The sequence below is a fragment of the Candidatus Pantoea bituminis genome (genome assembly GCF_018842675.1).
Classification (GTDB): Bacteria; Pseudomonadota; Gammaproteobacteria; order Enterobacterales; family Enterobacteriaceae; genus Pantoea; species Pantoea phytostimulans.
In genome coordinates this window covers 3490868-3513757 of sequence record NZ_JAGTWO010000004.1, presented here as the reverse complement: position 1 = coordinate 3513757, position 22890 = coordinate 3490868, and the positions used below count along the sequence as shown (strand labels likewise).

At 53.8% G+C, this 22890-nt stretch carries 13 protein-coding genes and 2 pseudogenes; 12 read left to right on the top strand and 3 right to left on the bottom strand.

All coding sequences use genetic code 11. The features are described from left to right. The first annotated feature begins 317 nt into the window (after positions 1–317). The 6 genes from murQ to KQP84_RS20240 all read left to right on the top strand — a co-directional run bounded on the left by murQ (position 318) and on the right by KQP84_RS20240 (position 11108). Positions 318–1229, top strand: a complete 912-nt coding sequence (gene murQ / locus KQP84_RS20255; protein ID WP_215847872.1) for an N-acetylmuramic acid 6-phosphate etherase — start codon at positions 318–320, stop codon at positions 1227–1229. Then, complete coding sequence (gene murP, locus KQP84_RS20250) at positions 1229–2662, top strand: PTS N-acetylmuramic acid transporter subunit IIBC (RefSeq protein WP_215847871.1); 1434 nt, start codon at positions 1229–1231, stop codon at positions 2660–2662. Before murQ ends, murP begins: the two co-directional genes overlap by 1 nt. A gap of 480 nt (positions 2663–3142) precedes the next feature. Next, positions 3143–5749 carry a beta strand repeat-containing protein gene (locus KQP84_RS25550; protein WP_252515315.1) on the top strand — a complete coding sequence of 869 codons (2607 nt, stop codon included), beginning with the start codon at positions 3143–3145 and terminating at the stop codon, positions 5747–5749. Next, positions 5746–6597: a hypothetical protein gene (locus KQP84_RS25545; RefSeq protein WP_252515314.1), complete on the top strand. Its 852-nt coding sequence runs from the start codon at positions 5746–5748 to the stop codon at positions 6595–6597. The genes KQP84_RS25550 and KQP84_RS25545 overlap by 4 nt, the downstream gene beginning before the upstream one ends. After that, entirely contained in the window at positions 6533–9220 is a 2688-nt protein-coding gene (locus tag KQP84_RS25540; protein ID WP_252515313.1) for an autotransporter family protein, read from the top strand. Before KQP84_RS25545 ends, KQP84_RS25540 begins: the two co-directional genes overlap by 65 nt. A 343-nt stretch (positions 9221–9563) precedes the next feature. Beyond that, positions 9564–11108 (top strand): methyl-accepting chemotaxis protein, encoded by a 1545-nt coding sequence (locus tag KQP84_RS20240; protein WP_215847870.1) that lies wholly within the window; start codon positions 9564–9566, stop codon positions 11106–11108. On the opposite strand, the gene KQP84_RS20235 is transcribed toward KQP84_RS20240, so the two are convergent. Beyond that, positions 11105–12070, bottom strand: a complete 966-nt coding sequence (locus tag KQP84_RS20235; protein WP_215847869.1) for an AraC family transcriptional regulator — start codon at positions 12068–12070, stop codon at positions 11105–11107. The genes KQP84_RS20240 and KQP84_RS20235 overlap by 4 nt on opposite strands. Positions 12071–12174: 104 nt before the next feature. Between KQP84_RS20235 and KQP84_RS20230 the strand changes: the two genes are divergently transcribed. The 3 genes from KQP84_RS20230 (at position 12175) to yncE (ending at position 15173) form a co-directional block, all read left to right on the top strand. Further along, complete coding sequence (locus KQP84_RS20230; protein WP_215847868.1) at positions 12175–13362, top strand: MFS transporter; 1188 nt, start codon at positions 12175–12177, stop codon at positions 13360–13362. Between the two features lie 215 nt (positions 13363–13577). Continuing rightward, on the top strand, positions 13578–13787 hold the full coding sequence (locus tag KQP84_RS20225) for a YdgH/BhsA/McbA family protein (protein WP_215847867.1): 210 nt from the start codon (positions 13578–13580) through the stop codon (positions 13785–13787). A 333-nt stretch (positions 13788–14120) separates the two neighbouring features. After that, positions 14121–15173, top strand: a complete 1053-nt coding sequence (gene yncE / locus KQP84_RS20220) for a 7-bladed beta-propeller protein YncE (RefSeq protein ID WP_215847866.1) — start codon at positions 14121–14123, stop codon at positions 15171–15173. Positions 15174–15725: 552 nt separating this feature from the next. Here yncE and sbmA read toward each other — a convergent pair. Further along, positions 15726–16966, bottom strand: a pseudogene (gene sbmA / locus KQP84_RS20215) (peptide antibiotic transporter SbmA). Positions 16967–17228: 262 nt separating this feature from the next. Between sbmA and KQP84_RS20210 the strand changes: the two are divergent. The 3 genes from KQP84_RS20210 to KQP84_RS20200 are packed head-to-tail and all read left to right on the top strand — an operon-like array spanning position 17229 to position 21087. Next, complete coding sequence (locus tag KQP84_RS20210; protein ID WP_252515484.1) at positions 17229–17978, top strand: gluconate 2-dehydrogenase subunit 3 family protein; 750 nt, start codon at positions 17229–17231, stop codon at positions 17976–17978. Positions 17979–17980: 2 nt separating this feature from the next. Continuing rightward, a complete protein-coding gene (locus KQP84_RS20205) occupies positions 17981–19765 on the top strand; it encodes a GMC family oxidoreductase (protein ID WP_215847865.1) in 1785 nt (594 codons plus the stop codon). An 11-nt stretch (positions 19766–19776) separates the two neighbouring features. Then, the gene (locus KQP84_RS20200) at positions 19777–21087 is read left to right on the top strand and encodes a c-type cytochrome (protein WP_215847864.1); all 1311 of its coding nucleotides are present in this window, start codon (positions 19777–19779) and stop codon (positions 21085–21087) included. A 251-nt stretch (positions 21088–21338) separates the two neighbouring features. Here KQP84_RS20200 and KQP84_RS20195 read toward each other — a convergent pair. Then, a pseudogene (locus KQP84_RS20195) lies at positions 21339–22750 on the bottom strand (MFS transporter). Positions 22751–22890: the final 140 nt, after the last annotated feature.

The window sequence follows — 22890 nt, the reverse complement described above, 5'->3', positions numbered from 1 at the left end:
AAGCACGCGGGTAAGCTGTTTTTTACCGGGAAGCCTGATTACGAAATACCCCGAAGACGTTAAGGTGAGTCTTCGCTCGCTGGCCAGAAATTTAGGTGTGTCGCCTTCAGCGCTAAGTCGCCGCACGTTTACTTCGAAACTGCACAGTAAAAACCTTCGCCGTTGCGGCGGCCGGTCTAAAGGTTGCTGCTCCCTTACTTCACCTCATTTTTTTACCCTTGCCACAGCATCAATAAAAAATTGATCTCACTCGATGAATTAATCATTCGTTATGATAAAACATTAAGCGAATAAATTATTCCTAAACGGAGCCTGTCATGAACCTCGATCTTAGCCAGATGATTACCGAAGGCCGTAATCCAGCCAGTCAAAATATTGATGAACTCCCTACTGAAGCGATGCTGCGTGTCATTAATGACGAAGACAAAAAAGTCGCGCTGGCGGTTGAAGCGATTGTGCCGCAAATTGCTGAGGTGGTTGATGCAATTTGCGCGGCGTTTAAGGCGGGTGGACGCTTGATCTATTGTGGCGCGGGCACCTCTGGACGTTTAGGCATATTGGATGCCAGCGAATGTCCACCTACCTTCGGCACGCCGCGCAGCCAGGTTATGGGGTTAATTGCGGGTGGGCACACTGCAATTTTACAGGCGGTCGAAAACGCAGAAGATAATCGTGAGCAGGGCGCACAGGATTTGGTTGATATCAACTTTAGCCGTGAGGATGTCTTAGTCGGCATCGCCGCCAGCGGGCGCACGCCTTACGTGATCGGGGCGCTTGACTATGCCAACGGTTTGGGCGCGACCACCGCTGCGCTCACCTGTAATCCCAACAGCGCAATGGCGCAGATTGCCCGCATCGCCTTAACGCCGGTGGTGGGGCCGGAAGTGGTCACGGGATCGTCACGAATGAAAGCAGGTACAGCGCAAAAGTTAGTGCTGAATATGCTCACCACGGGCGCGATGATCCGCAGCGGCAAAGTGTATGGCAACTTGATGGTCGATGTTGAAGCGACTAACCAGAAGCTGGTACAGCGTCAGGTCAATATCGTGATGCAGGCGACCGATTGCGATGAAGCCACCGCCAGCGCAGCGCTGAAGGCGTGTGCGGGCCATTGTAAAACCGCCATTGTGATGGTGTTGGGTGGATTAAATGCTGATGAGGCAAAGTCCTTGCTCGCTAAACATCAGGGCTTTATTCGCCAGGCGCTGTATGACGCAGGAGCACGCTGATGGCGAAAATCACCGACGCGCTGTTACGTGACATCTTGCAGGCCGTGGGCGGTGCAGAAAACGTCGCGGTGTGCGGCAACTGCATGACGCGTCTGCGTTTGACACTCAACCACGCCGAACTGGCCGACATCGGTAAATTAAAAACGTTGCCGGGCGTGCTGGGTGTGATTGACAGCGATGCGCAGTTGCAGATTGTCCTGGGTCCGGGAAAAGCGCAGACTGCGGCTGAAATGATGCAAGCACTGTTGATAAACAGTGACGCTGGATCCGATCTAAAAGCCGTGGCAGCGCAGCATAAACAGCAATACAAGACGAAACAAACCAGCGGGTTGCACCAGTTTTTATCACGTTTCGCCACTATCTTTACGCCGTTGATTCCAGGGTTTATCGGTGCAGGCTTATTATTGGGTTTCGCCACGCTGATTGAGCAAAGCTTTCATCTTACCGCGCCTGGGGATCACGCCCCTGGGTTGCTGCATACCGTGGCGTACATGAAAGTGTTCGGCAAAGGGCTGTTTACTTTTCTTAGCATCCTGATTGGGTACAACGCGCAGAAGGCTTTCGGCGGCACGGGCGTCAATGGTGCGATTATCGCCTCGCTGTTTATTCTGGGTTATCACCCTGACGCCAAGGTGGGTTATTTCAGTGGAATGGAAACATTCTATGGGCTGAGCATTGATCCCCGCGGCAATATTATTGGCGTTTTACTGGCGACAATATTCGGTGCGTGGGTCGAAAAACAGTTGCGAAAAATCATTCCCGATAATCTGGATATGATTCTCACGTCACTTTTCACCTTGATCATTACCGGCGCTATCACCTATCTGTTAATTATGCCGATCGGTGGCGAATTATTTAAAGGCATGTCGTGGTTATTCATCCATTTAAATAACAATCCGTTCGGTTGTGCGCTGCTTGCTGGGCTGTTTTTAATTGCGGTAATGTTCGGTATTCATCAGGGCTTTATTCCGGTCTATTTTGCCCTGATGGAAACGCAAGGCTTCAATTCGCTGTTCCCTATATTAGCGATGGCGGGCGCAGGCCAGGTTGGCGCTTCGCTGGCACTTTGGTGTAAAGCGGAAAAGGGCGCACTGCTGCGGGCTCAAATCAAAGGGGCAATTGTGCCGGGCCTGTTAGGTGTTGGCGAACCGCTAATTTATGGGGTAACTCTGCCACGTTTGAAACCCTTTATCACCGCATGTGGAGGTGGAGCATTGGGCGGTTTTTTCATTGGTTTGGTGGCATGGCTGGGCTTACCGGTGGGGATGAACACGGTATTTGGGCCTTCAGGTTTAGTCTCTTTGCCGTTAATGACCTCCAGTCAGGGTATTTTTGCGGGCATGGCGGTGTATTTGGTGGGTTTAATCGTGGCCTGGATCGGCGGATTTTTACTGACCTGGTGGTTTGGCACACGTGATGTTGATCTCAGCTAACCGGGCCAAATCATACTGTAACCCAGACGGCGTAAAGTGATCTAAGTTCCACTTACGCCGTCTGGTTAAAATAAATTTACCGGGAAGCGCAGTGGTAAATCAGAGCCAATCGTAAGTAAGCTGTAAAAAAACATTAAGGTATTATAAGCACTAAAGTCTCATGTCAATATGAAGAGAAGGGTTATAGGCTGTTTTGATTCAGCACTTTTTTCTGGTTACTTCACAACTAATTACTGAATATCCTGCCGCTACGCTTTTGTAATACGTAGCAATTACGTCTATATATCAATTCATAATATTTTCAGCCTTGAGTGATTAATTTTATTCAGTAATGCTCGGCTGTATAAAATAATAATCAGTCACTGATCCCGACTTTTTTCAGCAATCTGGGAAGCGTTAATTCCTGCAATTTTATCATATCCATCCTTTTTAAACCTTGCCTGGCAAGGTGATTCCTGCACGCCTTTTTTGGAGATAAAAATGAGGTTGAAATTAAACCCGATTGCTTTAGGGATGATGACAGCACAACTGCTGTTTACGCCAGTTATGTCTGTTCAGGCGGCTACGCTGGGCACTTATACGCCGCAGGTAAATGATAATCAGGTTGGCAAGCTGGTGGTGAACAGCGGCACAGAAACGTTGAGCGGCAATCAAGCTTTCACGGCGGGAACAGACGGTGCTGTTACTACCGCGCTAGGGCAGGTTGTCATCACGCAGGGATCGCAATATCTCAATCAAGATCGTCTTGATCCCGGCCCACAAAATTTCGCGATTACGATCCCCGATGCAGCCACCGGTTCAAATACGACTTTTCAGGTCTATAACCCTGCCAGCCTAACGGCTTTAGCGCCAGTTACTGGCACCACCCCTGTTCCCGATGTACAAAATGTCCTGGGCGAGCAATATATCAATGCACGCATCGCGGATGTTACTGGCGGTACGCTAAATGTGAATATCGGCCAGGCAAACGCTGCCAGCAGCGCCGGCACGAATAGCTGGTCAATGGCAGCTAAACAGACGCAACTGTTTGATGTGGGTGCCAACAGCACGGTGAACTGGAACAGTAATAACCGCATCAGCTTTTTTGGTAGCGCCGCCACGCCGAATGGCGCGAGTGCAACCAGCAGCTATCAGGTACAGAATTTAGCTTCCTACAACGGCGCATTCAGTGTTACCACCCTGAATGGCAGCAGCACCAACTTCACCGTCACCAATGCCAGCCAATTGCGAGCCTACAACAACTGGCTGATTGACCAACTCAAAGCCGGCAACCTTGATAAAACACGCTATCAGGCTGAATTCAACAAGGCGGTGACATTCACTAACGCCAATATCGTTTACAACGTCAGCGCCACGCCACCGGATGAAGTTACGCAGAGTATTGGGCAACGCATTGTGATCAATGCTGATGGGGCTAACGCGCGAGTGAATCTGGCGGCAGGAAAAACGCTGGAAGTGGTGGGCGCAACAGGTGGAGCAATAAGAGCGGCCAACGGCGCAGAAGCGGTGATCGATGGCAAGCTCGCCAGCCGGGGAGCCGTGACTAACAACGGTACGGCGCTGGTGTTAACCGATAACAGCAAAGGCACCAATAATGGTGTTATTAACGGCGGTTTTCTCAATCGGCAAGATGGCACCGGTATTGGCTCAACCGGTTATGGCGCAAACGGGGTAGCGGTGCAGAGCGGCAGCACTTTTGATAACAATGGAATACTTAATCTGGCGACCACCGGCAGCAATTCTCAATATGGCGTAGCGGGCATCACGCTGGCAGATAACGCCACGGCCAATAACAGCGGCAATATTAATGTTGGCGTTAACGGTTCCAGCGCGCGCGGTACCACGTCTGGCGTGTTACTGACCGATCCCAGCGCCACGTTTACCAATACCGCTAGCGGTAATATCTATATTGGTCGTGGGCCACAAAACAGCACCGGTGAAGCGGTGGCCGACACCGCAATGAACCAGAGCGGCCTGACCAGCGGTATCGCGCTGGTGGCGAACGGCACCGCGATTAACGCAGGCAATATCACTCTCGGTTCACGGGTACAGAACGGCGCGGGCATGTCTGCAACCAATGCCAACAACGCCACCTTGATGAATACCGGCACGATTAACGTGAACGGCGCAGCAGCAACGGTTCCGCGTGAAAACATCGGCATGGCGGCTATCAACAGCAGTGGCAATATTGTTAACGATGGCACCATCAACCTGAATGGTGTTAACGGCACTGGCCTAAAAGTGTTGGCAACCAACGGCAACACCGCCAGCGCCAGCTCTACCGGAACCATTAACGTGGCGGGCGGCGCCGATCCTGCCAGCGGAACACGCAATTACGGCGTATGGGTAGAAGGGCAAGGCACTGGCACGGCGCAGTCTACCGTTGATGGCCCGATCAACCTCAGCGGCATTGGCGCAATTGGGGTGCATGCCCGCGGCAATGCCACGATACAAGTTGCGCAGCAAGCGGTGCCGACTTTCTCCAACGGCAGCAATCAAATTGCCTTCTTTGCTTACGGACCCAACGCACGCATCAACGTGGCGGGCAATAATCCGTTTGATGTCACCACGCAAAACTCCACGCTGTTCCGCGTTGAGCAGGGCGCCGATTTCGACGGCAGCAATCTGTTGCTTACCGCATCCGGCGCAGGTTCAACCGCCGTGATGGGCAGTGGAACCGGCGGCACCCGCGTGAATACCCAAAATGCGGTGATCAACGTCAGCGGCACCGGCGCGAACGGCGTCACCATTGAAGGCGGTGCACTGGGCACAATAGATGCCGCTACCCGAATGAATCTGACAGGCAGCAATGCGATTGGCGCGATTGTTGATGGGCAAAAACACACACTCGCGGGCAGCAACAGTGGAGCGCCAGTCGCCAGCACCAGCCTGAATTCAGCGGCAACCCTGAACGCCTCACAAAATGGCCTAACTGGCTATCTGGCCCGTAACCGCGCACAGTTAACCAACACGGGGATATCAACTTCAGCGGGGCAAACTCGACCGGCATTCGCGTTGAAAGCGGCGCAACCGGCACCAACAGCGGCAATATCGCTATCAATGATGGCGGCACGGGCATCGCGGTGAACAGCAGCGGCACCACCACGACCGCCAATAACAGCGGCGTGATTAACGTCAACGGTGGCAGCACCCGCAGCCGTACTCGAGGCGTGAGTGCCAGTGGCAGCGCTGCAGTGGTTAATCTCAATAGCGGCGCGGTAAACCTCAACGGCGTTGGCGCGATAGGCGCAGAAGCAGTAAGTGGTGCGCGGGTTAACGTCTCATCAGCCTCCACGCCGGTGTTTAACAACAGCGAGCAAATTGCCTATCACGCAGCCGGCTCAGGTTCTCTCATCAACAGCGCCGCAACCGTGCTTGACGTCAATAGCAGCGGCTCAACCGGTTATCGTATTGATGATGGTGCGACGCTGGCACTGAGCAACGGCAGCGCATTAACCAGCAGCGCCGCCAACAGCACCGGCGTGATCGTTTCTGGCAGCGACAGCACACTGAACAGCGGCAGCAGCCAGTTCAACGCCAGCGGTAATGGCAGCACCGCAATACGCGCGGAAGGCGGTGCACAGGCCACGCTCGACGCGGGCAGCGCCATCACGCTAAGCGGCGACAGCAGCGTCGGCGTACTGGTTAACAATCTGCGTACCGATCTCAGCAACACGTTAAACGGCGATTCCGCACCGACGCTCATCACGACCAACGGTTTAGTTAACGGCGCAGGCAGCAACGCGGTAGGTATCGACGTCACCAACGGCGCAGAGCTGGTTAACAACGGCAACGTTGATCTTACCGGCAGCAGCAATATCGGCATTCGTTCGCGCAGCGGCAGCACCATCAGCAATAACGGTGTGGTCAATGTGGCAAACGGAACCGGGCTGGATGTCAGCGGATCGGGATCGACGCTGGCGAAAGGGGAGTGATCACTGTCGCCAACGGTGTGGCGGGGTACGCATTAGTGATGGCGCACAGCTGGCTTTAACCGGCAGCGACACGGCGATTACCACGAATGGCAATGCGCACGGCATTTTGCTGGACAGCGGCGCGTCTTCACTCAGCGCCAGCGACGCCACCATCAATGTTAACGGCTCCGGCAACGGCATCGAAAACCGTGCGGAGCTGGGTAACGTGAGTCTGAGTAATCTCACCGTGAACGTGGGTGATGGCAACGGCATACGAACCGCCGTGCCGTTCGATCCCGCTTCAACCGTGACCACCAACGTCAACGGCAGCGGGACCGGTTTGAATATCGTCAATGCCGACGGCTCAACCACGCAGGGCGATCTCACGTTGGGTTCGGGTTACGTCTTTAACGTCAACGGCGCGGGCGGCACCGGGATTCGCGCCAATACCACGGGCAGAGTGATGACCGCAGCCAACGTTAATATCAATGATGCCGCCGGCGGCTCAGCTCTGGTTTCCAGCACCGCAGGCAGTATCCTGAACACCGGCACTTTTACATCAAATAGCCTGACTTCACCGGTGGTTGATTTGCGCGGTGGACAAACTCTGTTTGAAAACCTTGGCACTATCATCACCGCCAACCCTTCTACCGTCGCGGTGGCGGGCAGCAATGCCAACGATGAGATCCTGTTGACCGAAGGCGGCGTAATCGGCGACATCAATCCTGGCGGCGGCCGTGATACGTTCCGCTGGACCGGCGGCACGCTCAACGGCAGCCTGACGATGGGCGGCGATAACAACAATCTGGCTGAAGTCAGCGGTGTTGATCTCAGCACGACTTACCATCTCACCAGCGGAAACGGCACCGGCAATACGCTGACCTTTAATGATATCGCTGCGCGAGGCGGCTCGTTCAGCGCCGACGATCTCAGCAAAGGGGTAAACCTTGGCAGCGGCTGGAGCACCCTAAACTTCTATGGCTCGCAATGGACGCTGACCGATAACCTGCAACTGGCGCACAGCACCATCAACATCGGTAGCGATTCAATACTGTATGCAGGCAACAATGTGCATCCGACGCTGGCGGGCGGCAGTGATAACTCGCTGGTGGTGAATAACGCAGGCGTTATCGATTTAACCAACGGCGGCGGTTCACCGGGAAATACGTTGGATATCGAGGGTTCTCTGGCCTCCAGCGGCGGACAGCTCAATCTGCTCACCCATCTCAACCAAGGCGGGGCGCTGAGCAATCAGTTCACTGACCATCTCAATGTTGAGGGGAACGCCAGCGGCACCACGCTAATGAATGTACAGCTCGATGCGGCAAGCACCGGTATGCTGACCGATCTCAACCGTAATGGCGGCATTGATGCCGGTGAAGGGATTTCATTGGCGCAGGTCGCAGGCAATGCCAGCGGCAACAGCCTGGCGCTGGCGGGCGGGTACATTGCGGCAGGGCCGTGGCAATATCGTCTCTACAGCTTTGCACCAGGCAGCAGCGATCCGAATCAGCGCCTGGTCAATGGAACGGGCAATAATTACTGGGATTATCGTCTGGCAAATTACTACGTCTGCGAGGGAGAAAGCAGCTGTTCAACATTCGTGACCACGCCGTTTGATACCACAACTAACCAAAATATCAGCAGTAGCCGAGCGGAATCACGCCCAGCGGTCGTGCCGCAGGTGCCATCCTATATCTCCGCACCCGTTGGATTGGCTTATTACACCGCCGCGATTATTGACGATCTGCATAAGCGTTTGGGTGAACTACGCCACGAGCAAACGCGCTCAGAAGGCGATGGCGGCGAGATGTTTTTGCGCTACATCGGTTCTAACCTGAAATACAAAAGTGACCAGCGTTTCCGCGATTACGGCTACGATTTTGACCTCGACTACAGCGCGGTTCAGGTGGGCGGTAATCTGCTGCGCCTTGATGGTGAAAAAGATAGCCTGCGCGGCGGCTTAGCCTACACGCGCGGTAACACGCGTATTCGGCCTGACGCTGCAGACGGTTACAGCAGCACCAGTTTTGACAGCGACAGCCTGGCCTTTTACGGCACTTGGCAGCGCCAAAATGGGTTCTATCTTGATGGCGTGTTGTCGTTTGATCGCCATCGCGGTGAAACCGATGTCGCAAGTAAGAAAGATGTGGCGACGTTAAAAGCGAATGGCTGGACCGCGTCATTAGAGAGCGGTTATCCCTTTGAGCTGGCACACGATATCAAGTTAGAGCCGCAGGCACAGCTGATGTACATGAAGCTCAACATGAGTGATTTTGTTGATGCAGATGGCAACAAGGTGCGTTACGACAATGATAATCAGATTCTGGGTCGTCTCGGTGCACGCCTGGATCGCACCTGGACGGACGAGAGCCATCGCCAATACACACCTTATCTGCGCGCGAACTACTACAAAGGCTGGGGCGGCACGGTAAAAAGCACGGTTTCAGCCGTCGATAATCCCTCATTCAGCGGGAGTTTCGATAGCGGCCACGTCGGGCAAATGTGGGAGTTAGGCGCAGGCGGAACCGCAACAGTGAAAAAAGATCTGTCGTTGTATGCAGAAGCGGATTACCGCAAAGAGATTGATAGCAACGGCGCCAAAGGGTGGCGGTATAACGTTGGCGTGCGCTGGCAATTCTAATCTACCCTTCATTCTTCGCGTTGCAGATGCGTTGGCTACGCAGTTTCACACCCGTCGCTTACTTCAGTAAGCCGGCGAGCCTTCCTGCAACGCGAATTATTCGGGTAGAGCCGTGCAGTTCTGTCATTCTCGCGGTTGCTGCGTTTTAAAGAAGGATTTCATTTACTCTCAAACCCTTCTAATCGATTCAAACGCCTAAAAAATGTGAAAGCCGCCTCAAAGCGGCTTTTTTCATGGGGAAAATTAATCAGAAACGCTAAAGAGTCTGCGGCGACTTGCCGAAAAGATAAAAATTCGTAATCGTTTTCTTTTTACCTGGCCGGCTTGCCTCAAGGAATTTCCCATGCGTAATAACCAACCCGTATCTCAGCGTGAGTATGTGTTTGATGATCATGCGACATTGATGTCGACCACCGATCTCAATAGCCACATCACCTACGCCAACGACGCGTTTATCGAGGCCAGTGGATTCTCGCCAGAAGAAGTGGACGGTCAGCCGCACAACATGGTGCGCCACCCGGATATGCCGTCTGAGGCGTTTGCTGATATGTGGGCAACGCTGAAACAGGGGGAACCCTGGACCGCGCTGGTAAAAAACCGTCGTAAAAACGGTGACCACTATTGGGTGCGCGCCAACGCCATTCCTGTGGTACGCGAAGGCAAAGTGCAAGGCTATATGTCTGTGCGAACCAAACCCAGCACAGAAGAAGTGCGCCAGACCGAAAAGCTCTACCGCGAATTTCGTGAAGGTCAGGCCAAAGGACGCCGTTTTCATAAGGGATTGATCGTGCGGAGTGGCTGGCGTGGTTTTAGCTCCATCCTGAAAACCCTGCCGCTGCGCTGGCGCATCCGCAGCACCTTATTTGCACTGCTGCCGCTTTCCGTCGCCAGTGTCTGGCTACTCGGCGTGACATCTCTGCAGCTCAGCTGCTTTGCGGGCGGCATGGCGATGCTGCTATTGCTGGCCAGTGCATGGCTGGAACAACAAATTTCGCGCCCAATCGAACGCATGTGCAAACAAGCGTTAAGCGTGGCAACCGGATCCAGCCATAAAGTTGAACAGATGGATCGTGTTGATGAAGTGGGCATGACGCTGCGCGCTATTGGGCAGCTCGGCCTCATGTTCCGCTGGCTGGTAGATGACGTTAGCGGCCAGGCGATAAACGTCTTGAGCGCCAGCGATGCGATTGCGCGCAGCAACAACGAACTGAGTCGACGTACTGAACAGGCTGCGGCCAATGTGCAGCAAACCGCTGCCACCATGAACGAAATGACCGCCACGGTGAAGAGCAACACCGAAACCGCCAGCGAAGTGAATTCGCTCTCCGCTAACACCAGCGGCGCCGCGATCAAAGGCGGTGAAGTGATGAAAGAGATGATGGGGATGATGGGGGAGATCGCCGACAGTTCTAAGCGTATCGCCAACATTACCAGCGTGATCGATGGCATCGCCTTCCAGACCAATATCCTGGCACTGAACGCAGCCGTAGAAGCGGCGCGCGCCGGCGAGCAGGGCAAAGGTTTTGCTGTGGTGGCGGGTGAAGTCCGCAGTCTGGCGCAGCGCAGCGCCAAAGCCGCCAGCGAGATCAAAACGCTGGTGGAAACCAGCGCCAGCCGTGTGAAGTCGGGGAGTGATCATGCAGATGCTGCGGGTCGAACCATGCAGGATATCGTCTCGCAGGTGCAAAACGTGACGTCGCTGATTGCACAGATCAGTGCGGCAACCGCCGAACAATCCATCGCCCTCAGCGAAGTCAGCACGGCGGTTGAAGATCTTGATGATATAACGCATCAGAACGCTGCTCGCGTACAGGAAAGCGCTGAAGCATCGGGCCGCATGACGCATCAGGCCAACCGTTTGGTCGAAGCGATCAGCGTGTTCCGCTAAGAAGCCACCGCCTGCGTGCTGTCTCGACCCGCACGCAGTGCGCCGGGCGATTGTCCCACAATGCGTTTAAATGCGCGGCTAAACGCCGCCAGCGAGCCGTAGCCAAGATGATAGGCGACGGCTTCCACGGCTTCGCCATTATTCACGATACGCTGTACCGCCAGCCGCATGCGCAGTTCAGTCAGATAACGCAGCGGCGTCATGTTAGTTGCATTCAAAAAGCGCTCCGCAAACACCGAACGTGAACAACCCGCTTCGCGGGCTAAACGTTCCACTGTCCAGTTTTCGCCGGGTTCACGGTGCATCGCGGCAATCGCCTGACTCAACCGCGGATCGCGCATCGCCTGCACTAACCCGCTGCTTTGACCGCAGCCGTTCTCTACCCAGCCACGCACAATCAGGGCGGCGACCACATCGGCAAGGCGCGACAAAATACCGGCGAAACCCGCCTGTCGAGTACGTGATTCTCGCTCCATCGCCGCCAAAATTGGGCTGATTTCAGGGTACTGTGACAATAAGGTGCTGACCAGCATCACGTCTGGCATGGTGTTGATCAGCGGCTGCATGCCACCCAATTCAAACGCCATACAGGCGCTAAACAGAATCACGCTGTGTTCGTCTTTACACGCATCGGCGGGCGCGGCAATCGCACAAACGCTGTCGCAGATCGGCTTGCTTTCCAGCTTGTTAATCGACTCGCATAACGCTTCTTCGCTGGAGATCAAACTGTGCGGCTTGCCGTGCGGCACCAGCAGAGCATCGCCGCTGTTGAGCTGAAAAATGTTGCCGGAAGCGCTGCGCACCAGCAGCGAACCGCGCCCGACAAAGTGAAACTGCGCGCGGCCTGGCGCGTTATCAAAGCGCAGTCCAAACGGCGCAGAGACTTCGATACGCTGGTAATTCACGCCATACAGGCGCATTCCCATCAGCAGTTCACTGGTCAGATCTTCATAGTGGCTCATGCGATTCCAGACGAATTATCAATAAACACGGTGTACGCATCATAGATCGTCTTTTGTCTGCCCTCTATGCTCACACTTACTTTTTTATCCTCTGGAGAAGCAGCATGAGTCTGAGCACAGAAGTGGCTGATGAGGTTTCCTCACCCGCCCGTCCCGCGTGGGGCGCGGTATTTGCTATGGCGTTTGGCGTTTTTAGCTTAATTACCGCCGAATTTTTACCGGTCAGCTTGTTGACCCCGATGGCGGCGAGTTTGAACGTCTCAGAAGGACAGGCGGGGCAAACGGTGACGGTTACCGCGCTGGTCGCGCTGTTTACCAGTTTGATCACGGCCAGCGTTACGCGCCGTCTTGATCGCCGCGTCGTAATGCTGACATTTTCACTGTTAATGATCGCCTCAGCGTTGCTGGTGGCGTTTGCGGAAAACCTGACTGTGATCCTGCTGGCCCGCGTGCTGCTGGGCATGGCGATCGGGGGATTCTGGACGCTTTCGACCGCCATTACTATGCGGCTAGTGCCCAGCGATCAGGTGCCGCGCGCGTTGTCGATTGTGTTCAGCGGGATTTCGCTGGCAACGATTATCGCCACGCCGGCAGGCAGCTATCTTGGTGGCCTCATCGGCTGGCGTAACATCTTCCTGCTGACAGCGATGTTGGGCGCGGTGGCGCTGTTGTGGCAATTCTTTACCCTGCCTGCGATGCCTGCAGAGAACAAAGCGCGCAACGGCGGCGTGTTAGATCTGCTGCGAATCAAAGTGATGCGCTGGGGAATGCTGGCAGTGATCATGATGTTCACCGGTCACTTTGCCTTCTTTACCTATCTGCGCCCGTTCCTTGAAGGTGTGGCGTTACTGAATCTGAATCAGCTGTCGCTGGTGCTGTTGGCCTTTGGCGTCGCGAACTTTTTCGGTACTTCGCTGGCGGGTTATCTGGTGACGCGCAGCGTGTCGTTAACCTTAAGCGGCATGGCGTTGTTGATGAGCGCAACGGCGTTTCTGTTAGTGACGTTTGGCGATGTAAGCTGGATGGTCGGCGCAGGCGTAGCATTGTGGGGCATGGCGTTTGGATCGATGCCGACCGGCTGGTCAACCTGGATTTCTCGTGCAGTACCGGATGATGCAGAATCGGGCGGCGGCTTGCTGGTGGCAACCATTCAGCTGGCAATTACCTTTGGTGCTGCGGCTGGCGGCTGGATGTTCGATTTACAAGGCGCAGGCGGTGTGTTCCTCGCCAGCGGCGCGCTGATGTTACTGGCAGCCATCACCATCTTTACTCGCGTGAGACACCACGGATAACTTTCTTCTATGGCAGCGATATATGCTGCCTTTTTTATTTGGCATAGTGAATTAACCTTTTGCGTCTTTACTGCGCTAATTGTGCTTTTTATAATCAGTTATTTTGAATGAGTTCAGCAAATCTCTCCGCTTTTTCTTGATCAACTTCTCACCTAATATATCTATCAACAAGGCGACAGCGCCTAACTTCTTAAAAATTGACCAAGGAATTGACCATGAATACCATCAAAACTTTTGCTGCTGTAATGACTCTTTCACTCCTGCCTTTTGCTGGTTTTGCACAAACCGTGACCGCTACCGGCACTACGCTGGATGGTGCAGAAGCGAAAATCGCTGCACAGGCTCAGGAAACTGGTGCTTCCTATAAAGTGACTGAAGCTTACTTCAATAACGGCGTACACATGACCGCTGAATTGACTAAATAAGTTATCTCTTGCGCCGACAGGACGCCTTTGGGCGTCCTGTCGGCGTTTCTGCCAGTACCTGGCAATAATAATCCTGTCACTTTCCCACCGAAATAATTATTATTCTCAAAAAATATCCATTCTCATTTTTTATACCCTAAATAATTCGCGTTGTAGGAAGGCGGCAAATCCGTAAATCCTGATGAGCATATTGAGGTCAGTGATTCGCGTGAATGAGAGCAGCCAACGAGCCTGCTATGAGAAGCATGACGGGAATTTTTGCTTTATTTATCAGGTTGCAATGATGGGCTTTCTTTCCGCTGCTTTTCGCGGTGGATTTACTATGGAGAAGTTATGAAAGCTTTAACGACTAAGCAATGGGCGCTGCGTCCTCTGCTGCTGGCAACAGCACTGTTTTCTGTTTCGGGTCTACTGGCTGCACAAGCTGAAGATCTGAATCAACCGATTGGTAAAGGTGCTTACGAGCTGGCAGTAAGCCAGAAAGATAACGCACTTTTCCTGGCGACTGCGCAAAACACTGACGGCAAAGGCGGCACCGTTTTCCGTCTTGATCCGCAGGATTTAGCGGTGAAGCAATCAATCAACACTGAGCTGAAAACCTTTGGCGCTGCGATTAATCCGCAAACCAATATTCTTTACTTCGGCAATACCGTGAATGGCTCGTTAACCTCTGTTGACGCCAGCAGCGGCAAAGTGCTGAACACGCTGGTGCTGGACAGCCGCAAGCGTGGTGAAAACGTGCGTCCACTGCAGCCGCGTCAGGTGGCCGTTGATGCGAAAACCGATCGCGTCTACGTCACGGGTTTAGGCCCTGAAAGCGTGGTGTGGGTCGTTGACGGTAAAACGCTGCAACTGATCAGCACCGTGACGAACACCGGCAAAATGGGCACCGGTTTAGCCGTCGATTCTGACGCGCAAAAAATCTATGTCACCAATAGCGACGGCGAGTTGGTCACTATCAATACGCGTACCAATGCCATTGAGAAAAAGCAGAAGATTGATGCGGAAAAAGAGCATTTCTTCCTGAATATCGCTCTGGATACAAAAGGTCAGCGTGCGTTCCTCAGCGATTCAAAACAGTCGCAGGTGCTGGTCGTTGATTTACGCGATCAAAAAGTCATTCATAAGATTGACGTGCCGGAATCGCTGGCGGTGCTGTTCAATGCCGATCGCGATGAGCTGTATGTGACACACCGTAAAGCGGGCGAAGTGAGCATCATTGATGCCAGCAGCTACAAGGTGAAGCGTACGGTGAAAACGCCGGGTCTGCCGAACAGCCTGGCGCTGTCAGCCGATGGCAAAGCGCTGTTTGTTAGCGTCAAGCAGCCGGGTTCGCGTAAAGAGCCACCGAAAAATCCAGACAGCGTGATGCGTATAGCGCTTTAAGTCTGATCTCTGCGTGCGTCCTCTGTCCTCTGCGCGCTGTCCCCCATCCCGGCCTTCCCCGTGAAGCGGGGAAGGAGACGCTGCCACATGCAGCTTTACTACTCGCATATTGCAGCATCTTCCTCCCCCATGTATGGGGGAGGACTGAGGTGGGGGCAAACGACCTTGCACTTAGCTTACTGAGGTATTCGCTGCTTTGGTGAGGTATTCGCTGTCCCCCATCCCGGCCTTCCCCGCGAAGCGGGGAAGGAGACGCTGCCACATGCAGCTTCAATACTCGCATATTGCAGCATCTTCCTCCCCCATGTGTGGGGGAGGACCGAGGTGGGGGCCAAACGACCTCGCACTTAGCGTACTGAGGTATTCGCTGCTTTGGTGAGGTATTCGCTGTCCCCCATCCCGGCCTTCCCCGCGAAGCGGGGAAGGAGACGCTGCCACATGCAGCTTCAATACTCGCATATTGCAGCATCTTCCTCCCCATGTATGGGGGAGGACTGAGGTGGGGTCAAACGACCTCGCACTAAACGACAGCCAGCACAGTCCAAGCCCAAACTACACCTCTTCGGACGCCTCACGCATCATCTCTTCATGCGGAATGTCCTGCAAAATCTGCTCGAAACTGCGCAGACGTTTGTAGATCGACATTAACTCCACCAGCGTTGACCACGACGTAATCAGATACTGGAAAGAGCTACGCACCTGATCAAATACGTTGGTAATCTGGTTTAACAATCCCAGCGTAATGGTGCCTGCCACAATCGACGGAAACAGCAGGAACAAGCCAAAGACGTTATCCACCTGCAAATAAAGAATGCGGGTGATATTGAAATAGAGATAGTGAAAGTAAAGGCGGAAATAGTTAGTCCGTACCCGGCTGAACAGCTCCTGCACGGTGGGTGGCGAGGCGCGTGAAGCATCATCTTCGCCGTAAACCAGCTCTTTACGATATGCTGCTTCTACTCGCTGATTGCGGAACTCCAGCCCCGGCAGTTTAATTCCCACCAATGCTAACAGCCCGGTACCAAACACTGACCACAGCACCGCGGCGATCACCAGCGCATAGGGAATGTTACCCAGAAACGGCACATCTTTAACGTGATGTGACAGCGTGACCAGCACCGGTAAAAAGGCCACCAGCGTCATAATTGCCTGAATAAAGCTCACGCCCCAATCTTCCAGCGTGGTGGCAAAGCGCATGGTGTCTTCTTGTACACGCTGAGCGGCGCCTTCGACATGACGCAGGCGTTGCCAGTTGTGCATGTAGTAATTGTTCATCGCGGTACGCCAGCGGAACACCCAATGACTAATGAAGAATGAGTTCATTACGCCAATCACTACGGCAATCAGTGCGATGCCTAAAAATGCTCTGACTTCACCATAAAATTCACTGATTTGTACCGAACCGGCTTTCGTCAGCGCTTTCTGGATCAGGTCATAGAAAGGCCCATACCAGGCGTTAATCGCCACGCCAACCTGCACGCCAAACCAGGTCACAAAGATAATCAGGGCTGAACCCCACACTGACCAACGCTGCCAAGGATGATTATCAATCACCCGCCAGGCCAGCGCGAAAACGGTCACCATGATCCAGTAATAGGCATAAAACCATAGCTGACTGGCAGCGATAAAGCGTGCTGCCGTGGTCGGTAAAGGCTGTTTCATTGCGGCATCAAAAGCTGGCCATAACGCAGGTATACGATCGGCAAAACCGAACCACGCAAAAATAGCCAGCAAGCTCCAAATCGCTGCTGAGCTAAAAAACAGCGCTGGCCGGGGAAAAAGGACTTAAACATAGGTTCTCCGCTGTTGTGTGCAGACTGTTATAACGTTTTTGGCTGCTCTCTGTAAGTGATGTGATGTATCAGACAATGAATGCGTGGCGATGGATGTTAATGAATTTGTGCGATTTTGTTTCCATCCCCTCAATCTTTGTGGCTAACGGTGTTACACTAACGGCAATTGTTACCGGTAACAATGAAGCTGTAACCCTAAAACCGCTTATAAAAACCATTACAACGCAATCAATTACTCTTTCATGCCGCATTGTATGCGGTACTGAGGCAATGTCATGTCAGAACAAAAAAGGGTCATTCACGCAGGGATTTTTTGCTGAAGACCATCACCCTGGCGCCAGCAATGGCGGTGGGTGGCGCTACTATGGGTGCATTCACAACACCAATGGCAGCGCAGGCTGCAGAAGTAAATTCAACCGGCCCGCAACAGGCGCGTGATTATCAACCCAACTGGTTTACTGCCGAAGAGTTCGCTTTTATTAAGGCGGCGGTCGCGCGCCTGATCCCCAAAGATGATCGGGGTCCCGGCGCACTGGAAGCGGGCGTACCGGAATTTATCGATCGTCAGATGAACACCCCTTATGCGACCGGTGCAACCTGGTACATGCAGGGACCGTTCAATCCTGACTTGCCGAAAGAGCTGGGTTATCAGCTGCCGCTGGTGCCACAGCAAATCTATCGGCTGGGCCTCGCCGATGCGGATGACTATAGCAAACAGCAGCATGGAAAAGTGTTCGCTGAGCTGACTGGCGACCAGCAAGACGCCTTGTTACAGGCAATGGAAAGCGGCAAAGCCGAGTTCAAACAACTGCCAAGTAAAACCTTCTTTGCGTTCCTGATTCAAAACACCCGCGAAGGCTTCTTCAGCGATCCGATCCACGGCGGCAATCAAGGCATGGTGGGCTGGAAGCTGATTGGCTTCCCAGGCGCCCGCGCCGACTTTATGGATTGGGTAGAGCGCGGCGAACAATATCCGTTCCCGTCAGTGTCGATTCGCGGAGAGAGAACGTAAGCATGGCTAACGAAAATAAAAAAGTAGACGCGGTGATTGTTGGGTTCGGCTGGGCTGGCGCAATCATGGCGAAAGAGCTGACCGAAGCCGGGTTAACCGTGCTGGCGCTGGAGCGCGGTCCGCATCGCGATACGTATCCTGATGGATCGTATCCGCAATCCATTGATGAACTGACCTATAACATCCGCAAAAAGCTGTTCCAGGATCTGTCAAAAAGCACCGTAACGATTCGCCATAACGCGTCGCAAACCGCCGTGCCTTATCGTCAACTGGCTGCCTTTTTACCCGGCACCGGCACCGGCGGCGCGGGTCTGCACTGGTCTGGCGTGCACTTCCGTGTTGATCCGACTGAATTGCGTATGCGGAGTCATTACGAAGAGCGTTACGGCAAAAACTTCATTCCTGAAGGCATGACGATTCAAGATTTCGGCGTGAACTACGACGAGCTGGAACCCTTTTTTGACAAGGCTGAGAAAGTGTTTGGCACCTCCGGTACGCCGTGGAGCATCAACGGTAAAGTGGTGGGCAAAGAGATCGGTGGCAACCCGTTTGCACCCGATCGCTCAGATAAGTTTCCATTGCCAGCGCAAAAGCGCACCTACTCGGCGCAGCTCTTTTCCCAGGCGGCAGAATCGGTTGGCTATCATCCTTATGACTTGCCTTCAGCGAACACTTCTGGCCCCTATACCAACACCTACGGCGCGCAAATGGGCCCGTGTAATTTCTGCGGCTACTGCAGCGGTTATGCGTGCTACATGTATTCCAAGGCATCGCCAAACGTCAACATCCTGCCCGCGCTGCGTCAGGAGCCGAAGTTTGAATTACGCAACAACGCTTACGTGCTGCGCGTTAATCTGACCGATGACAAAAAGCGCGCCACCGGCGTGACGTACGTTGATGGTCAAGGCCGTGAAGTTGAGCAGCTGGCGGATTTGGTGATTCTTTCTGCTTTCCAGTTCCACAACGTGCATCTGATGCTGCTGTCGGGCATTGGCAAGCCCTATAACCCGATTACCAATGAAGGCACCGTTGGTCGCAACTTCGCGTACCAAAACATCTCCACGCTTAAAGCGCTGTTCGACAAAAACACCACCACCAATCCGTTTATTGGTGCGGGTGGCGCAGGCGTAGGTGTGGATGACTTTAATGCCGACAACTTTGATCACGGCCCGCACGGCTTTGTCGGTGGTTCGCCGTTCTGGGTTAACCAAGCGGGTACCAAACCGATTTCGGGTCTGCCGACGCCGACCGGCACGCCAAACTGGGGCAGTAAATGGAAAGCCGCCGTCGCGGACACTTACACCCATCACGTGTCGATGGATGCCCACGGCGCGCACCAATCTTATCGTGCCAATTACCTTGATCTCGATCCTAACTACAAAGATGCCCACGGCCAGCCGCTGCTGCGCATGACCTTTGACTGGCAGGAAAACGACATCAAGATGGCGCAGTTCATGGTCAGCAAAATGCACAAAATTGCTGAAGCGATGAACCCTAAATTGATCATGGGCGCCGCGAAAACCGCTGACAGCCATTTCGATTCCACCGTTTATCAAACCACACACATGAATGGCGGGGCGATCATGGGTGAAGATCCCAACACCAGCGCGGTTAACCGCTATCTGCAAAGCTGGGATGTGCCGAATGTGTTTGTACCGGGCGCGTCAGCCTTCCCGCAAGGGCTGGGTTACAACCCAACAGGCATGGTGGCGGCGCTGACGTATTGGTCCGCGAAAGCCATCCGCGAGCAGTACCTGAAAAATCCAGGTCCACTGGTGCAGGCATAAGGAACATGGCGATGAAAAAAGGCATTTTGGCCCTGATTCTGGGCACGTTGACGTTCTCTGCACTGGCGGACGACAGCAACAGCGATTTGGTAAAGCGCGGCGAGTATCTGGCGCGTGCCGGTGACTGCGTGGCGTGTCACACCAGCAAAGACGGAAAACCCTTTGCGGGTGGTTTACCGATGGTCACTCCGATCGGCACTATTTATTCGACCAATATCACGCCGGATAAATCGACCGGGATCGGTGATTACAGCTACGACGACTTCCAAAAAGCGGTGCGTCACGGCGTGGCGAAAAATGGCGATACGCTCTATCCGGCGATGCCATTTCCCTCTTATGCAGTGGTCAATGATGACGACATGAAGGCGTTGTATGCCTATTTCATGCATGGCGTTGCGCCAGTTAATCAAGCTAATCAAGACAGCGATATTCCCTGGCCGCTTTCGATGCGTTGGCCGCTGGCGATTTGGCGTACTGTGTTTGCACCGGAAGTGAAGGCTTTCAAGCCGGCTGAGCAGGAAGATCCCACGCTGGCACGAGGACGTTATCTGGTTGAAGGCTTAGGCCACTGCGGCGCATGCCACACGCCACGTAGCATCACTATGCAAGAGAAAGCCCTGACCAATAACGAAGGGAATGATTATCTGTCTGGCAGCAGCGCACCGGTTGACGGCTGGACCGCCAGCAACCTGCGCGGCGACAACCGCGATGGTTTAGGCCGCTGGAGTGAAGACGATTTGAGCCAGTTCCTGCGTTACGGTCGTAACGATCACACCGCAGCCTTTGGCGGCATGACCGAAGTGGTTGAGCATAGCTTGCAGCACTTGAGCGACAGTGACATCACGGCGATTGCGCGTTATCTGAAATCATTGGGTGCGAAAGATCCGCATCAAACGGTGTTCAGCGTTGATGAGGCAACGGCGAAAGCGCTGTGGAAAGGGGATGATCATCAGGCGGGTGCCTCGCTGTATGTCGACAGTTGTGCAGCGTGTCATAAAACCGATGGCAGCGGCTATCAACGTTTTTATCCTGCGCTGCGCGGCAATCCGGTGGTGTTAGCTGACGATCCAACCTCGCTGATTCATATCGTGCTGGTGGGCGGCGAATTGCCGGGTGTGAAAGGTGCGCCATCCACCATCACCATGCCTGCATTTGGCTGGCGCATGAATGATCAGCAGGTCGCGGATGTGGTGAACTTTATCCGCACCAGCTGGGGAAATAAGTCCGACAAACAGGTCAGCGCTAAAGACGTTGCCGAACAGCGTAAAGATGTGAAGGATCGCACTGGTAGCGCAGATATCAAGGTGCTGGAAGGCAAGTGATTTTTGGTGGCGTACGCATTTTAGACGGCGTACGCTGTCCCCCATCCCGGCCTTCCCCGCGAAGCGGGGAAGGAGACGCTGCCGTATTTGAGTAAGGAGACGCTGCCACATGCAGCTTCAATACTCGCATGTTGCAGCATCTTCCTCCCCCATATATGGGGGAGGACTGAGGTGGGGGACAAACGACCTCGCACTCAAGAGGACCGAGGTGGGGCCAAACGACCTCGCACTTAAAAAAACAAGCGCAGATGTTAAATATTCTCTAAATCAATACCGCGCGTTTTCGGGCCATAAATTCCCACCGACAACATCACCATCAGCATACTCAGCACAATAAAGGCGATCACGCCTTGCGTGCCGGCGTATTGCAAAATCAAGCCAATCAAAATGCTGCTGAACACTGTCGATAAGCGGCTGAACGAGTAGCAAAAGCCAACCGCACGGGCGCGAATATGCGTCGGGAAGATCTCAGTTTGATAAGCGTGATAGCTAAATGTCAGCCAGGCGTTGGAATAGGTGATCAAAAAGCCGCAAATAATCAGCAGCACCGGATTGGTCTGGAAGGCGAACAGCGTGCCGAATATCACCGTCATCAGCGACGACATCACAATCTGCCATTTATTTTCAAACTTATCGGCGTAACGGCTGCAAATCAATGAACCGAGCGGGTAGGCCAGCGTGATAAAAAAGGCATAAAGCAAACTGTGTGTGACCGTGGTGCCTTTGCCCGACAGCAGCGCGGGCAGCCAGTTACCGAAGCCGAAGAAACCAATTGCCTGGAAGAAATTCATTACCACCAGCATCAGGGTGCGCTTGCGATAAGCGGGTGCCCAAATCTCGCTGAAACGCCCTTTTTCGGCAGTTGTGCCGCGGCATCATCGGGTGGAAAATCTGCGCCCGGCGTCATGCCACAACGCTTTTCCATTGCCGAGAGCACCTGATGCGCCTCTTGATGACGGCCTTGTTGCGCCAGCCAGCGTGCCGATTCCGGCAGGTTTTTGCGAATAAACCAAATCACCAGTGAACAGAGCGCGCCTGCAATCACCACCCAGCGCCAGCCTTCCAGGCTGAGGATGGTTTGCGGCACCAGCCACCACGACATCAAAGCCACCGCAGGCACTGAGAGAAACTGAATGAAAAATGAAAACGCGAAGGCGCGGCTACGCAGATGCGTAGGTACCCATTCCGACAAGTAGGTATCGATGGTGACAAGCTCAATGCCCAAGCCAATACCGACTAGAAAGCGGAACAGGATGATCATTTCGGCGCTTTGCTGAAAAGCCATCAGCAGCGAAAACAGGCCATACCACATGAGTGCGCACATAAACGTCAGGCGGCGACCAAAGCGATCGGCGTAGGGTGCTAACAGGCTTGCGCCAAAAAACAGACCCAGAAACGTTGCAGAAGCAAAAGCGGCCTGATCGGAAAAGCCAAACACGCCTGCGCTGCCCGTATGAAAAACGCCGGTGGCCAGCAAGCCAGAACTGATATAGCCGGTTTCAAACAGGTCGTAGAGTTCGAAGAAGCCGCCTAGCGCCAGCAAAGAAATGAAACGCCACAAACCGGCGGAGGAAGGCAGCGCATCAATGCGTCCCGCTAAGCTGTTGTTGGGTGCCGACGAAGCGTGCGTCGGCGCCATCCCTGTTGGGCAGGCTGTTGTCATTTTTACGTAAACCTCGGTGTGGCAGTGTTTGCAAATCTCGCTAGCGGTCTTGATTAGATTTAAAAATAATTAACCGTTAGCAAGCGAAGAGATAGCAGGATAATAAATTCGAGGATCGTTGCCGAGAGGCAAGTTGGTGA

Bases quoted from the DNA above. Each gene is read 5' to 3' on its own strand.
- murQ (WP_215847872.1), top strand. From the start codon at position 318: ATGAACCTCGATCTTAGCCAGATGATTACCGAAGGCCGTAATCCAGCC.
- murP (WP_215847871.1), top strand. From the start codon at position 1,229: ATGGCGAAAATCACCGACGCGCTGTTACGTGACATCTTGCAGGCCGTG.
- KQP84_RS25550 (WP_252515315.1), top strand. From the start codon at position 3,143: ATGAGGTTGAAATTAAACCCGATTGCTTTAGGGATGATGACAGCACAA.
- KQP84_RS25540 (WP_252515313.1), top strand. From the start codon at position 6,533: ATGTGGCAAACGGAACCGGGCTGGATGTCAGCGGATCGGGATCGACGC.
- KQP84_RS20240 (WP_215847870.1), top strand. From the start codon at position 9,564: ATGCGTAATAACCAACCCGTATCTCAGCGTGAGTATGTGTTTGATGAT.
- KQP84_RS20235 (WP_215847869.1), bottom strand. From the start codon at position 12,070: ATGAGCCACTATGAAGATCTGACCAGTGAACTGCTGATGGGAATGCGC.
- KQP84_RS20230 (WP_215847868.1), top strand. From the start codon at position 12,175: ATGAGTCTGAGCACAGAAGTGGCTGATGAGGTTTCCTCACCCGCCCGT.
- KQP84_RS20225 (WP_215847867.1), top strand. From the start codon at position 13,578: ATGAATACCATCAAAACTTTTGCTGCTGTAATGACTCTTTCACTCCTG.
- yncE (WP_215847866.1), top strand. From the start codon at position 14,121: ATGAAAGCTTTAACGACTAAGCAATGGGCGCTGCGTCCTCTGCTGCTG.
- KQP84_RS20205 (WP_215847865.1), top strand. From the start codon at position 17,981: ATGGCTAACGAAAATAAAAAAGTAGACGCGGTGATTGTTGGGTTCGGC.
- KQP84_RS20200 (WP_215847864.1), top strand. From the start codon at position 19,777: ATGAAAAAAGGCATTTTGGCCCTGATTCTGGGCACGTTGACGTTCTCT.